This window comes from Bacillus cereus group sp. MG4, from assembly GCF_040460055.1.
Classification (GTDB): domain Bacteria; phylum Bacillota; class Bacilli; order Bacillales; family Bacillaceae_G; genus Bacillus_A; species Bacillus_A wiedmannii.
On sequence record NZ_JARVGZ010000001.1, the window covers coordinates 2,570,291 to 2,583,758 of the forward strand.

Sequence of the window (13,468 nt, forward strand, 5' to 3'; positions counted from 1 at the left end):
GTGTCATGGTCATTTCGACAAATTTTATACATTACGAGTGAAACTGTATATTCTCTACTAATTCATCGTAAATTTTTAGTGCATCATTTTCTTGTTTTTCTTCCAAAGTAGCATAAAGCTTTCTATACATATCGATAGAATCTCCTGAAACTTCACAAGAAAGAGTTGATACGTAATCATTTACGATCATCCAAATGCGATATAGTAAATAATTATCGACTTGTTCAATGAGTGTTTTAAAGAACGTTTGATGAAGCATCGGAATTGAGTTTTCATTTTCTTCAAGCACTTGATTTAATTTTCTTAGCACTTTAGAAAACGTTTCTTTCGGCAAATTACATACAATTCGAATCATATCTTTCTCAAGCAATCGTTTTGTTTGTAATAAATCACGAATTGTTTTCTCATCTTGCAGCAAGAACGGCGCAATCAATTGTACAAGACCGTTATCGTAAAAGTTTCGAATAAACGTCCCTTCACCACGTCTCGTTTCAATCAATCCTACCAGTTCTAAAGCACGCAATGCTTCTCTTACAGAGGAACGCCCTACGTTTAAACGTGAACTTAACTCACGCTCAGACGGCAAACGATCCCCCGCCACCAATCCATCTTCTTCCATAATGGAACGGATTTTTTTTACAATTTCGAGATATACTTTTGTATTTGATGATGTCAATGGAAATTCCTCGCTTATTCTTTACCAATCAGCGCTAATTGTTTTGTTTTCTCAGCAATCTCATTTGGATCTACTTGACGGCGAGCTACTCCTGTCTCCATTGCAGCTTTCGCAACGTAAGCTGCCACTTGAGGCGCTACACGCGCGTCAAACGGTGCCGGAATGATATAGTCTGCATTCAACTCATCTTCTGCTACAAGCTCAGCAATAGCCTGTACAGCTGCCATCTTCATTTCTTCGTTAATTTGTGTCGCATGTACGTCAAGTGCACCACGGAAAATACCAGGGAACGCTAGTACATTATTTACTTGGTTCGCGAAGTCAGAACGACCCGTTCCAACAACAGCTGCGCCCGCTGCTTTTGCCAATTCTGGCATAATTTCTGGAACTGGATTCGCCATTGCAAAAATAATTGCATCGTCATTCATTGTACGAACCATCTCTTCTGTTAATGCACCTTCTGCAGATACACCAATGAATACGTCCGCACCTTGTACAACGTCAGCTAAAGAACCTTCGATACGATTCTTATTTGTATATTTTGCAACTTCATCCTTCACCGGATTCATCCCTGTAGGACGACCATCATAGATTGCGCCTTTACGGTCACACATAATAATGTCACGTACACCATAGCGATATAAAAGTTTAATAATTGCAATACCTGCTGCACCTGCACCATTTGCGACAACTTTAATGTCAGACATTTTCTTTCCAACTAATTTTAGCGCGTTCACAAGACCTGCTACTGTTACGATAGCTGTTCCGTGTTGATCATCATGGAAGATAGGAATATTTGTTTCTTTTTTCAAACGTTCTTCAATAATGAAGCAGTTTGGTGCTGCGATATCCTCTAAGTTAACGCCGCCAAAAGTTGGCTCCATTAATTTTACAGTTTCAACAATTTTATCTACATCGTTTGTATTTAAGGCAATTGGGAATGCATCTACACCAGCAAAGCTCTTGAATAATACAGCTTTACCTTCCATTACTGGAAGAGATGCTTCAGGTCCAATGTTACCAAGACCAAGTACAGCCGTTCCATCTGTCACAACTGCTACCATATTTCCCTTCATCGTATATTCATATACCTTACTTTTATCGTCATAAATTTCCTTACAAGGTTCTGCAACCCCTGGAGAATATGCAAGACTTAAATCTTTTGCATTTTCTACTTTTACTTTTGATACAGTTTCTAATTTTCCTTGATGCACTTTATGCATGTGAAGTGCTTCTTCACGAAGTGTTGACAAACTATCCACTCTCCTCAAATTATTCTAGCTGATATCAATTTCTCCAAGTGGTCTGACCACGAACACTACTACTATAATAATCGAAGTGTAGGGAAATTGTCCATTATATTTTCACAACTACATTTTCTTCCCCGACAATTTCACGAAGTGCTCCTAAACATTCTTCACTTGGATGAATCGATAAACTTCGAGACAATTGTACCATTTTATGTTCCTTTTCATAATAAATTAGTACTTTCGCAAAACCTGAATAGTCAAACAATATTTTAGTAACCTGATTTAAAAGCTTTTTCTCATACTGAGACGACAATTTCACGTAAACAGATGCATCTTTCTTTTCTTCATACACATCCATTTCTTCTAACGGATATAGTCCATTTACAATCCATTGCAACTTATGATTTCTAAGCTCAATCATGCCGTCAACTAAAACAATTGCTCCTTCTTGTAACTTATCTGAGAAATGTATATATGTTTCAGGGAAAAGAACTGCTTCCATTTCATCGTTTTGATCACAAAATGTAATAAACGCCATCTTTTGCAACTTTTTCGTACGAATCACTCTCACGCTTGTTATATACACGATAGCCCTTTGTACTTTTTTCTTATGTCGCATTGCCTGAGCAAGAGATGGAATTTCTAATTCCTTCGCTAACTTCACATACTGCGCTGTCGGATAGCTTGATAAATAAAAACCTAGTGCTTCCTTCTCTTTATTTAACTGTTCAATAAAAGAGAGCTCTTCTCCTTGCACGTATTTTGATTTTGGAACAGCATCTCCTAAATCACGTGCAAGATTTGCGTACTCTAACGCTCCTTTAAGGCTTTTCCATAAATTTGTTCTCGAAACACCAAAATCGTCAAAACACCCAGACCAGACGAACGCCTCTAAATTTCGCTCTGTTACAAACTTTGATGGCATGCGAAGACAAAATTCAAATAAATCTTCAAATACTTTTTTCTCTCGTTCTTCGAGTAATGCTGTCACTGTAGCCATTCCGATGTTTCGAATTGAAAGTAAGCTGTAACGTATCGCATTACCTTCTATTTGGAAATTGTAACCACTTCTCTGAAGAGACGGCGGCAAAACGTCAAAACCTTTCCGCTTCGTTTCTCGTATATACTGCACAATCTTATCTTCATTTCCAATTGCACTTGATAATAATGCTGTCATAAATTCCAGCATATAATTCGCTTTTAAGTAAGCAAGCTGATATCCAATCATACTGTAGGCTACAGCGTGACTTCGGTTAAAACCGTAATTCGCAAATCTTACAATTAAATCGTAAATTTTCTCTGCGGATGTCTCGTCATAACCATTTTGTAAACAGCCTTGTACAAAATGCTTACGCTCCTGATCTAAAATATCACGATTTTTTTTACTCACTGCACGGCGTAATAAATCTGCTTCTCCGAGCGAGAATCCCGCCAACTTCGACGCAATTTGCATAATTTGTTCTTGGTATACAATTACACCGTATGTTCTTTCTAAAATCGGCTTTAAATCCGGATGTAAATATTCAATTTTTCTTTTTCCGTGCTTTGATTCAATAAAGGTTGGAATTTGTTCCATTGGTCCTGGTCTATATAACGAGTTAACAGCGACAATATCTTCAAATTCATTCGGTTTTAACCCGCGAAGTACATTTCGCATACCACCTGATTCAAGCTGGAATACACCTGTTGTATCCCCTCTACCTAACAATTGGAACGTCTTTTCATCTTGAAGTGGTAAATTTCTTAAATCAATTTGTGTCCCCGTCTTTTTCACGATAAACTTTATAATATTTTCAAGTAACGTTAAATTACGTAATCCTAAAAAATCCATCTTTAACAAACCAAGTTCTTCTAATGCATCAGCTGGGTATTGCGTAACATACACATCGTTATGCCCTTCTTGTATTGCAACACTTCCGGTTAACGGCTCTTGGCTCATAATAACGCCAGCTGCATGAATAGACGTATGACGTGGTAAGCCTTCTACACGTTTTGCAATTTCAAACACACGCTCATGTAACAGATTCCCTTGTATGAACTCACGGAGTGATTGCGATTCCTCATATGCATCTTTTAACGTTATACCAAGCTTTGATGGGATAAGTTTTGAGAATATGTCAATGTCTCGCGGTGGAAGCCCCATTACACGCGCAATATCTCTAATTGCCGCTTTCGCTGCAAGCGTCCCGAACGTTACAATTTGTGCAACACGCAGCTGACCATATTTATCTTTCACATATCGAATCATCTCATCACGTCTTATATCTGGAAAATCGATATCAATATCTGGAAGTGTCACACGTTCAGGGTTTAAAAATCTTTCAAATAATAGATCGTATTCAATCGGATCAATATCTGTAATTTCTAATACGTAAGAAACGAGTGAGCCGGCTGCCGATCCACGTCCTGGTCCTGTTAAAATATGATTTTCATGCGCATACTTCATAAAATCCCACACGATGAGGAAATAATCACTAAACCCCATACTAGAAATAACGTTTAATTCATGATTCAGACGCTTTATATGTACTTCTTTCGGCGTACCATATCGTTTCTGCAAGCCTTCTTCACAAACGCGGCGTAAATACATATCATTCGTCTCGTTAGCTGGAACAGGAAATTTCGGTAATTGATTTATATGAAACGGTATTTCTACTCTGCAACGTTCTGCAATTTCTACTGTGTTATAAATCGCTTCTTCTACGTGAGAAAATAGTGCTTCCATTTCATCTGATGATTTTAAATAATATTGATCAGTTTTCAACCTTGGTCTATCTGGATCAGTCATTTTCGTTCCACTTTCAACAGATAATAAGCACTCATGAACAAGTGCGTCACTTTGATTGATGTAGCGTACATCGTTTGTTGCAACGACTGGAACATTTATCCTACTCATAAATGCAGGTAATTTCTCTTGCAGGAGCAGTTCATCTTGAATCGCGTGATGCTGCAAACTCATATAAAAATTGTCGAACATACTTTGGTACATGCGAGCTACTTCTTCAGCTTGACTCTCTTTGTCTTCTAATAATAATTGTTCAATTTCCCCATCTTTACCTGGTGAAATAGCAATTAATCCTTTCGCATAATGGGCAAGCCACTTTTTCGGAATACCTTCTTTTGACTTCGTCATAATGCTACTAGAAATCTTTAATAAATTTTGATAGCCCATTTCATTTTCAGCAAGTAAAACAAGCGGATAAGATTTTTCCTCTTCTTCACTAAAAATAGAAGCTGTTAAGCCGATAATAGGCTGTATACCATGTTTCTTACATGCTTTATAAAACGGAATAACGCCATACATAACATTTTCGTCCGTAATAGCGAGTGACGAAAAACCAAGTTCTTTCGCCCTGACTACAAGCTCATCAATTTTACAAGCACTTTTTAATAAACTAAAAACGGTTTGACATTGTAAATGCACAAACTTCACTGTTGTACCCTCTCTTTACCAATCTGACTACTTTTATTATAGGTGATGAGGAAAGCGGAAATCAAAACATACTTCTTATACTTTGTCCATATATATGAAGAAGAAAGGGGAATGACGATGGATGTAAGAGAACATACTTTTTTCTCTCTGCTTATTATTAGTTATTTTATTGCCTTTGGGGTTATACTTGGTGGTTCATTAATTGGTGGATTTGGTGCATTTCTTATCGGAAAACCAACTCTAACTTACATTAATCAATTCGCCCAAAATTTAAGAATTTGGGCACTCGTTGCAGCAATTGGCGGAACATTTGATACTTTTTATAGCTTTGAAAGAAGTTTCTTTGGCGGAGATATGAAAGATATTGTAAAACAAATTCTCCTTATTTTTTTCGCAACGGGTGGTATGCAAACAGGTCTTACTATTATTAAATGGCTAACGCAGGAACATGTATGAGAGTACCAAGTGCCAATACAGCAAAAAAATGGTATTTAGTTTTAGCTGGTGCTGCTGTTGGAGGCGTGTTAAGCTGGTTTGTTTTTTTGTACATATACGGTGTTTTTCAAGAAGAACAAGCTAGTAAAATAGCAGAGCAACGAGAAATTATAGAAAAACAAGAAGCAAAGCTCCACGTCCTTCTCGAAGATCAAGAAAAATTGAATACAGAAAATAAACGACTCTTAACTATTCAAGAGATTAAAATAAAACTTATAAATCGAGAAAAATACGATTTAGACAACCTTACACTCGAAAATATGACTACGTCTATCCATAATGACCTCCAACATCTTTTAACGAAAAACATTCAAAGTATAGCAAAAAATAAAGACCTACTCAAAAAGGTAATCGAAAACAAAACGTACAAACATTACGATCGGCTATACCGTTTCAAAGTCGATACGATATCTTTTGATACAGTGCTTGAAATTAGCATTACGATAGAGAAAGAAAAATAAAGAAGGAGGGCTTTAGCGCCGCTCCTTCTTTTCATTTTCATATATAATCTCTTATCTACACAACTCACGTAAATCAGCAAAAAGACGATCCGCTTCTTCCCAAGAAGATGCTTTTGCACCAGAAGCCATCGGATGCCCTCCGCCATTATATTGCATTGCTAATTTATTTATCACTGGTCCTTTTGAACGAAGACGAACACGAATCACATCGTCTTCCTCTAAAAATAGAACCCACGACTTTAATCCATCAATATTACCAAGTGCTCCAACAACACCGGATGCCTCAGAAGGAAGTACATCAAACTTTTCTAACACTTCTTTCGTTAATTTAATGTAAGCTGCTCCTTCTTCTACCATCGTAAAGTTTTGTAAAATATAGCCGTTTAAACGAGCAATCTTTTCTTTCGTCTTATACATTTCATTGTATAAATCTGTGAATTTCACATCCATATCAACAAGCTCACTCACGTAACGAAGTGTTTTCGCTGTTGTATTCGGGAATAAGAAACGACCTGTATCCCCAACAATACCCGCTAAAATAAGACGAGCTGCTTCTTTCGTTATCTGTAATCCTTTATCTTTTCCATAACTGTAAAACTCATAAATCATTTCACTTGTAGAACTTGATGTCGTATCTACCCACGTAATATCTCCGTACGGATCTTCATTCGGATGATGATCAATTTTAATTAACATCTTCCCTTTTGCATAGCGTTGATCGTCAACACGTTCTTGGTTCGCAGTATCACATACGATAACAAGTGCATTTTCATATACACTATCTTCAATCTCATCCATTACTCGTAAATATTCTAGTGACGGTTCATTGTACCCAACCGTATAAATATTTTTCTCTGGAAACGATTCTTGTAGAATTGTACCAAGACCTCCCTGTGAACCTAATGCATCTGGATCTGGACGCACATGACGATGAATAATAATTGTATCAAACTCTTTAATTGCTCTTAAAATTTGCTCATGCATATGTATAATCTCCTTTTTACTCAACTTCTTCACTTTAACGTGCAGTAAAAGCCCAATTGGTGCGGGCAAATCATTAGCGCAGAAACATCCTCACACTAATTAAAGTTTCACTTTATCCTCCATTATAACGGAAAGTATTTCATACATGCGAACAATTGCTTTATAATAGAAATTAGAAAGTTTAGATATTTCTTTTTTTCCACTATTATTTTTCACAAAGCGATGGGAGTGTGCATGATGCCAGTATTAGTCTTCTGTATTATCGTCTCATTTATGTTGTACCTCTTCTACAAAACAAAATACTTTCGTACAAACCGCCCAATGGAGAAAGGTTGGCTCTCAGGAAAATCCGCAATGGCACTTGGTTCATTCGTCTTATTCTTTGGGATAAACCAATTCTTTTTAGAACTTTCAACCGCTCGAATTATCGTTGGTGTTTTATTTGTTCTATTTGGTAGTGCAAGTGTATTTAATGGATTTCGCCAATACAAACATTTCTTACCATTAGCAGTTAAAGAAGCTGAATCTGTCTGAAGCAGTGCAAAAAAAGCATCAACATTGTGATGCTTTTTTACGTCCCTTAACTTTTAAAACCATATATGCAACAAACGCGGATGGTATATTAAAGGGGTTGCCTTGTACGTGAAAATGTAATTGTTCTTCTTCAAAAGACATTCTTTCATATAACTCTCGCTGAGATAATCCTGTTTTTTTCTTTTTTTCATGTAAACCTTGTAAGTATAAATATTGAATCGGTATCATTATAAGAAAGTAAAAGAGTGCGATACTACCAAAAAAGAGTACTGTTGATGACATAATGCATACCACCTTTCGTAAATCCATTTTCTTACAATTTAATTATATCATAGTCTAGCATCTAATTAAATTAATATTCTGTTTTTTAATCAGACAATTGTCTCACCACATAATTCTTCTTCGACATACTGAATATATCGCCGAATAAAAGCATCAGGTTTTTTTCTAATAGGTTCAATATCAAGTCTTAATGGTATTTTTCCTGCCATATAAAAGATTCTTGAAGCGGTCCCAAGTCGAATGGCTGATTCTGAAATATTTTCCCCATATCCCATCATAAAATTCCCCCATGCATCTTCTAACTGTCCCGAAGCAATTAAATGCAATCTTGGAACACCAATATCAAACTCTTTATAGCCAAATCCACATTCATCAAAATCGAGTAAATACCAATCCTCTTTGTCTACAAGAATATTTCCAAAATGCATATCTCCGTGAACAAATTGTTTTTCTCCCAATTGAATTGAGTTTGTAAGTTCTTGTATTCTTTCTACAATTCTCAAGCATTTATTTTTATCCTCGTAAGATAAAAAAGAAGTATTTAATAAACATTGTAAAGGCTCATAAATCATCTTTTGCTCGCTATATATAGGTCTTTCATAACCTCTCCAAGTTTGCGACACTCTTTTAAGCACTCCATTTGTTTTTTCATGAAACATTCGCATTAATGCTCCAAGTTTTTCATAATCTTTATCCTTTGGTTCTATAATTTCACTTCCATTTATAAACCTAAAGACGACAAAATACTGGATATTTCCTTCATCTTTCATAATAGGTGTAATCAAATCACCACTTTTATTGACAATTACTTCTGGTACTAACATTTGTTTTTGTATCGCTATTAACCAATGTATTTCAGCTTCTATTTGCTCGGCTGTATAACGTCCCTCTCTATACTGCCTCACTACAAATTTATTTTTATCCGATTCGAATATATATGTTTGATTTTCTCCCCCATGTAACAATGAAACTTTCGTAAGACTATTAAAATTATATTGCTTACATAACTGCTCTTTAATGTGAAAATCCATTCTTCTCCCCCTAGTTCATATAGTGAAGCGTAGTTTCCCTATCCAATTACACTATTATTATCTCTTAATGATTAGTAGCGTAAGCTTTCTTATCGACTAACAACCAATTTTCTATCCGTACTCATACATATCCTTCTATTTTTTCACTTCTCTATCCGAACCCTTACGTAACTTAAACAATAGCTTCAAAATCCAATAAAACAAAATAAAGTTAAAGAAAAAACCTAATGGATTAAACCAACATTCCCACCCACCATAATAAACAAACGTTTCAGCTGGTACACCAAAGTAAAGAAAATCCGGCTCATTTTCTCCTGATATAGGAATCAAGGCACCTATACTAGCAAGAGTCAAACTTACAAAATACAACCTCTTTTTAATAGCATTCATTCTTCTATGCGTTAAAACATGAATAATAATGAAACATACGACCACTAAAAAGAAAATGATTCCGCCCATTCACTTCCTCCTTATCGCTATGCTATTTCCGAATCTTCGAATTTTTCAGTATTTTTATTATACATATGAAATGATACGCTATTTATTTTTTGTTTCTATCCTTTTAAATAAAAAAATGGAACAAACCAAAGCGGTCTGCTCCATCTTTTTATTTATCGATCAACTGCACCATAAGTAATGCTTTCCCGACGACATTACCTTCATGATGCACTTCTACATCAACCTTACCAAATTTACGTCCAATTTCTAATACTTTCGGATGAACGGATACAACATTGTCAATTTGAACTGGTTTTACGAAATAAATTGTTAAGTTCTCAACAATTAAATCACTCTTCTTTTGCGCACGAATAACGCGATTCGTTGCTTCCGTCACAATTGTTGTGAATACACCGTAAGATAACGTTCCGATTGAATTCGTCATTTGCGGTGTCACCGAAAATTGATATAGATGCTCATTTTTCGCTTCTTTCGGCGTCATAAATTGATTCGTTACAATATCATCGATTGTTTCGCCGACTTGCGGTTGACGCTGAATCATTTGCAACGCCTGAAGTACATCTTGACGACTAATAATACCTTGCAACTTATTTCCTTCATCAACAACAGGAAGTAACTCAATACCTTCCCACACCATCATACGTGCCGCAGCTGCGACAGACATTTTTCCATTTACCGTAATTGGATGCTTTGTCATTACTTTATCAATTGGTGTTTCTTTTACAACACCAATCATATCCTTAGATGTCACAATACCTAATACCTTTTTATTTTCATCAACAATCGGATATCTTCCGTGCATCGTCTCTTCGTTATACGCATGCCATTGCTGCACTGTATCATTTGGTTTTAAATATAACGTTTCTTCAATTGGCGTTAAAATATCTTCAACGAGTACAATTTCTTTCTTAATCAGCTGATCGTAAATCGCACGGTTAATTAACGTTGCAACTGTAAATGTATCGTAACTACTTGAAATAATCGGCAGTTTTAATTCATCTGCTAATTTCTTCACATGATCTTCCGTATCAAATCCGCCCGTAATTAATACAGCGGCTCCAGTTTCTAACGCTAATTGATGCGCGTTTGTACGGTTACCGACAATAAGTAAGTTTCCAGCTTCTGTATAGCGCATCATCGCTTCTAATTTCATTGCCCCGATTACGAATTTATTTAACGTTTTATGTAGTCCTTCTCTGCCTCCAAGTACTTGGCCATCAACAATGTTAACAACTTCTGCATATGTCAACTTTTCAATATTTTCTTTCTTCTTTTGTTCAATTCGAATGGTTCCGACACGTTCAATCGTACTAACATACCCTTTATTTTCTGCATCTTTAATTGCACGGTAAGCTGTCCCTTCACTTACACTCAAATCTTTTGCAATTTGCCTTACAGAAATTTTATGCCCTACTGGCAGGCTATTAATATGTTCTAAAATTTGGTTATGCTTGGTAGCCAAATGGTTTCACCATACTTTCTTTTCCCTAAATTCTTCATGTGTTGTATTTTCAGTATACTATATTTTCAAAACTGTTACACTCTCTCTTTATATATCTGTACCATTTTTTTTATAACAAAATACGCCTTACATTACACCACTGCTTCCATTACAACAATGTAATGGTATTGTCATCTCGTTCGATAGTTTGTCCAGTCGCTTCCATATACAATGAAGACAAGAAATGAAACAAAGGAGCGGATACATGATGAAAAAATTATTAGAGGTCGTAGGTGCTGTATTTTTAGCTTTCGTAGACGGAAAAAAAGTTGCAATGGAATTGAATGAAACACCTGAACAGCCACTTCCAAAAAGAAAAGAATCGTCAAAACAAGTACAACCTTTAAAAGCTGTCCTACACACGTAAAAAACCCTTCACTTGTCTTTTCAAATGAAGGGTTTCTTTTCTATAGTGTAATACTTTCTCCAGCTTCTAATACTTTTCCTGTACAATTTTGTAGCTTTTCTACAAATTGATATGGATCTTGTTCAATAACCGGGAACGTATTGTAATGCATCGGTACAACAGTTTTCGCCTGAACCCATTTTGCTGCTAAAACAGCATCTTCTGGTCCCATTGTGAAATTATCACCAATTGGTAAAAATGCTACATCAATGTTATTTAGTTCCCCAATTAATTTCATATCAGAGAATAAAGCAGTATCTCCTGCATGGTACACAGTTTTCTCTTCTGCTGTAAATAAAATACCCGCTGGCATACCTGTATATGTAATCGTCTTATTTTCTTCATCAATATAACTAGAACCGTGGAATGCTTGTGTAAGCTTCACTTTACCGAAGTCAAATTCATGCGAACCACCAATATGCATCGGATGTGTATTCACACCTTGCCAACTTAAAAATGTCGCTAGTTCAAATGGCGCTACAACAACTGCATTATTTTTCTTCGCAAGCTCTACTGTATCTCCAACATGATCACCATGTCCATGCGATAAAAGAATCGCATCTACTTTTACATCTTCAGCCTTTAAATCTGTTTTCGGATTTCCCGTTAAAAATGGATCAATTAAAATCACTTTTCCATTCGTTTCAATTTTCACAACTGAATGCCCATGATAAGATGCTTTCATTATTACATTCCTCCCCTATTCACATTCACACTTTTTATTCTACATGATTTCTTAATTCCCTGTCTTTTCTAACATCTATTTACTTGTCATAACGCTTTCCTCCGATGTAAAGTTATATTTGTAATTAAATATCTCGGGGGTGCCAATCGATGAATGCTAGATTAGAAAATTTAATGCAATGGCTAAAAGAAAAAAACGTAGAAGCTGCGTTCTTAACTTCTACACCAAACGTTTTCTACATGACGAACTTCCATTGTGAACCACATGAAAGACTACTTGGTATGTTTGTGTTCCAAGAAAAAGAACCTATTTTAATTTGTCCTAAAATGGAAGAAGGCCAAGCACGTAACGCTGGCTGGGCACATGAAATTATCGGATTTACTGATACTGACAGACCATGGGATATGATTGCAAAAGCAATTAAAGACCGCGGTATCAATGCAAATGCAGTTGCAATTGAAAAAGAACATTTAAACGTAGAACGCTACGAAGAATTAACAAAACTATTCCCAAATGCAGCTTTCAAATCAGCTGAGGAGAAAGTTCGCGAACTTCGTTTAATTAAAGACGAAAAAGAACTTTCTATTTTACGCGAAGCAGCTAAAATGGCGGACTATGCTGTTGAAGTTGGTGTAAATGCAATTAAAGAAGATCGCAGCGAGCTTGAAGTATTAGCAATTATTGAACACGAATTAAAAACAAAAGGCATACATAAAATGTCATTTGATACGATGGTATTAGCAGGTGCAAACTCTGCCCTTCCACACGGTATTCCAGGTGCAAACAAAATGAAACGCGGCGATTTCGTACTATTTGATTTAGGCGTAATCATTGAAGGTTATTGCTCTGACATTACACGTACAGTAGCATTCGGTGAAATTTCTGAAGAACAAACTCGCATTTATAACACTGTACTTGCTGGACAACTACAAGCAGTTGAAGCATGTAAACCAGGTGTTACACTTGGTGCAATCGACAATGCTGCTCGTTCTGTTATCACAGATGCAGGTTACGGCGACTTCTTCCCACACCGACTTGGTCACGGACTTGGAATTAGCGTACACGAATATCCAGATGTAAAAGCTGGTAACGAGTCTCCATTAAAAGAAGGTATGGTCTTCACAATCGAGCCCGGTATTTACGTACCAAACGTAGGTGGCGTTCGTATTGAAGATGATATTTATATCACAAAAGACGGATCAGAAATTTTAACGAAATTCCCGAAAGAATTACAATTTGTAAAATAATAAAAAGGCAGCGTGATTGCTGCC

At 36.2% G+C, this 13,468-nt stretch carries 14 protein-coding genes; 5 read left to right on the plus strand and 9 right to left on the minus strand.

Annotation, left to right across the window (positions count from 1 at the left end; all coding sequences use genetic code 11):
* Positions 1-31: 31 nt before the first annotated feature.
* The 3 genes from QCI41_RS13500 to dnaE form a co-directional block, all read right to left on the minus strand.
* Positions 32-676 carry a FadR/GntR family transcriptional regulator gene (locus tag QCI41_RS13500; protein ID WP_000204434.1) on the minus strand — a complete coding sequence of 215 codons (645 nt, stop codon included), beginning with the start codon at positions 674-676 and terminating at the stop codon, positions 32-34.
* A gap of 14 nt (positions 677-690) precedes the next feature.
* Positions 691-1,899 (minus strand): NADP-dependent malic enzyme, encoded by a 1,209-nt coding sequence (gene ystJ / locus QCI41_RS13505; RefSeq protein WP_161796084.1) that lies wholly within the window; start codon positions 1,897-1,899, stop codon positions 691-693.
* A gap of 133 nt (positions 1,900-2,032) precedes the next feature.
* Positions 2,033-5,359, minus strand: a complete 3,327-nt coding sequence (gene dnaE / locus QCI41_RS13510; RefSeq protein ID WP_353837311.1) for a DNA polymerase III subunit alpha — start codon at positions 5,357-5,359, stop codon at positions 2,033-2,035.
* Positions 5,360-5,401: 42 nt separating this feature from the next.
* Between dnaE and ytrH the strand changes: the two genes are divergently transcribed.
* Positions 5,402-5,815, plus strand: a complete 414-nt coding sequence (ytrH, locus tag QCI41_RS13515) for a sporulation membrane protein YtrH (RefSeq protein ID WP_073516695.1) — start codon at positions 5,402-5,404, stop codon at positions 5,813-5,815.
* Complete coding sequence (gene ytrI, locus QCI41_RS13520) at positions 5,812-6,315, plus strand: sporulation membrane protein YtrI (RefSeq protein WP_046958744.1); 504 nt, start codon at positions 5,812-5,814, stop codon at positions 6,313-6,315. The genes ytrH and ytrI overlap by 4 nt, the downstream gene beginning before the upstream one ends.
* Before the next feature lie 51 nt (positions 6,316-6,366).
* On the opposite strand, the gene QCI41_RS13525 is transcribed toward ytrI, so the two are convergent.
* Entirely contained in the window at positions 6,367-7,299 is a 933-nt protein-coding gene (locus tag QCI41_RS13525; protein WP_353837310.1) for a DHH family phosphoesterase, read from the minus strand.
* A gap of 237 nt (positions 7,300-7,536) precedes the next feature.
* Between QCI41_RS13525 and QCI41_RS13530 the strand changes: the two genes are divergently transcribed.
* Positions 7,537-7,833, plus strand: a complete 297-nt coding sequence (locus tag QCI41_RS13530) for a YtpI family protein (protein ID WP_060486541.1) — start codon at positions 7,537-7,539, stop codon at positions 7,831-7,833.
* An 18-nt stretch (positions 7,834-7,851) separates the two neighbouring features.
* Here the strand turns inward: QCI41_RS13530 and QCI41_RS13535 are convergent, their stop codons facing one another.
* From QCI41_RS13535 to QCI41_RS13550, 4 genes are all read right to left on the minus strand, one after another.
* Positions 7,852-8,115 carry a DUF3949 domain-containing protein gene (locus tag QCI41_RS13535; RefSeq protein ID WP_142306139.1) on the minus strand — a complete coding sequence of 88 codons (264 nt, stop codon included), beginning with the start codon at positions 8,113-8,115 and terminating at the stop codon, positions 7,852-7,854.
* A gap of 89 nt (positions 8,116-8,204) precedes the next feature.
* Positions 8,205-9,146, minus strand: coding sequence for a phosphotransferase enzyme family protein (locus QCI41_RS13540; RefSeq protein ID WP_353837309.1), 942 nt, complete (start codon positions 9,144-9,146; stop codon positions 8,205-8,207).
* A gap of 135 nt (positions 9,147-9,281) precedes the next feature.
* Positions 9,282-9,605: a hypothetical protein gene (locus QCI41_RS13545; RefSeq protein WP_353837308.1), complete on the minus strand. Its 324-nt coding sequence runs from the start codon at positions 9,603-9,605 to the stop codon at positions 9,282-9,284.
* A gap of 148 nt (positions 9,606-9,753) precedes the next feature.
* Positions 9,754-11,067 carry a CBS domain-containing protein gene (locus tag QCI41_RS13550; RefSeq protein ID WP_088082282.1) on the minus strand — a complete coding sequence of 438 codons (1,314 nt, stop codon included), beginning with the start codon at positions 11,065-11,067 and terminating at the stop codon, positions 9,754-9,756.
* A 244-nt stretch (positions 11,068-11,311) separates the two neighbouring features.
* Between QCI41_RS13550 and QCI41_RS13555 the strand changes: the two genes are divergently transcribed.
* Positions 11,312-11,473, plus strand: coding sequence for a hypothetical protein (locus QCI41_RS13555; protein ID WP_000976301.1), 162 nt, complete (start codon positions 11,312-11,314; stop codon positions 11,471-11,473).
* A 40-nt stretch (positions 11,474-11,513) separates the two neighbouring features.
* Here QCI41_RS13555 and QCI41_RS13560 read toward each other — a convergent pair whose 3' ends face one another.
* On the minus strand, positions 11,514-12,197 hold the full coding sequence (locus tag QCI41_RS13560) for a metal-dependent hydrolase (RefSeq protein ID WP_353837307.1): 684 nt from the start codon (positions 12,195-12,197) through the stop codon (positions 11,514-11,516).
* Between the two features lie 149 nt (positions 12,198-12,346).
* Here QCI41_RS13560 and pepQ point away from each other — a divergent pair, with 149 nt between their 5' ends.
* Positions 12,347-13,444, plus strand: coding sequence for a Xaa-Pro dipeptidase (pepQ, locus tag QCI41_RS13565; RefSeq protein ID WP_060486547.1), 1,098 nt, complete (start codon positions 12,347-12,349; stop codon positions 13,442-13,444).
* Positions 13,445-13,468 lie beyond the last annotated feature (24 nt).

Coding starts and splice junctions, on each gene's coding strand:
- QCI41_RS13525 (WP_353837310.1), bottom strand. CDS start 7,299: ATGCATGAGCAAATTTTAAGAGCAATTAAAGAGTTTGATACAATTATT.
- QCI41_RS13535 (WP_142306139.1), bottom strand. CDS start 8,115: ATGTCATCAACAGTACTCTTTTTTGGTAGTATCGCACTCTTTTACTTT.
- QCI41_RS13560 (WP_353837307.1), bottom strand. CDS start 12,197: ATGAAAGCATCTTATCATGGGCATTCAGTTGTGAAAATTGAAACGAAT.
- pepQ (WP_060486547.1), top strand. CDS start 12,347: ATGAATGCTAGATTAGAAAATTTAATGCAATGGCTAAAAGAAAAAAAC.
- ystJ (WP_161796084.1), bottom strand. CDS start 1,899: ATGCATAAAGTGCATCAAGGAAAATTAGAAACTGTATCAAAAGTAAAA.
- QCI41_RS13555 (WP_000976301.1), top strand. CDS start 11,312: ATGATGAAAAAATTATTAGAGGTCGTAGGTGCTGTATTTTTAGCTTTC.
- ytrI (WP_046958744.1), top strand. CDS start 5,812: ATGAGAGTACCAAGTGCCAATACAGCAAAAAAATGGTATTTAGTTTTA.
- QCI41_RS13530 (WP_060486541.1), top strand. CDS start 7,537: ATGCCAGTATTAGTCTTCTGTATTATCGTCTCATTTATGTTGTACCTC.
- QCI41_RS13540 (WP_353837309.1), bottom strand. CDS start 9,146: ATGGATTTTCACATTAAAGAGCAGTTATGTAAGCAATATAATTTTAAT.
- QCI41_RS13545 (WP_353837308.1), bottom strand. CDS start 9,605: ATGGGCGGAATCATTTTCTTTTTAGTGGTCGTATGTTTCATTATTATT.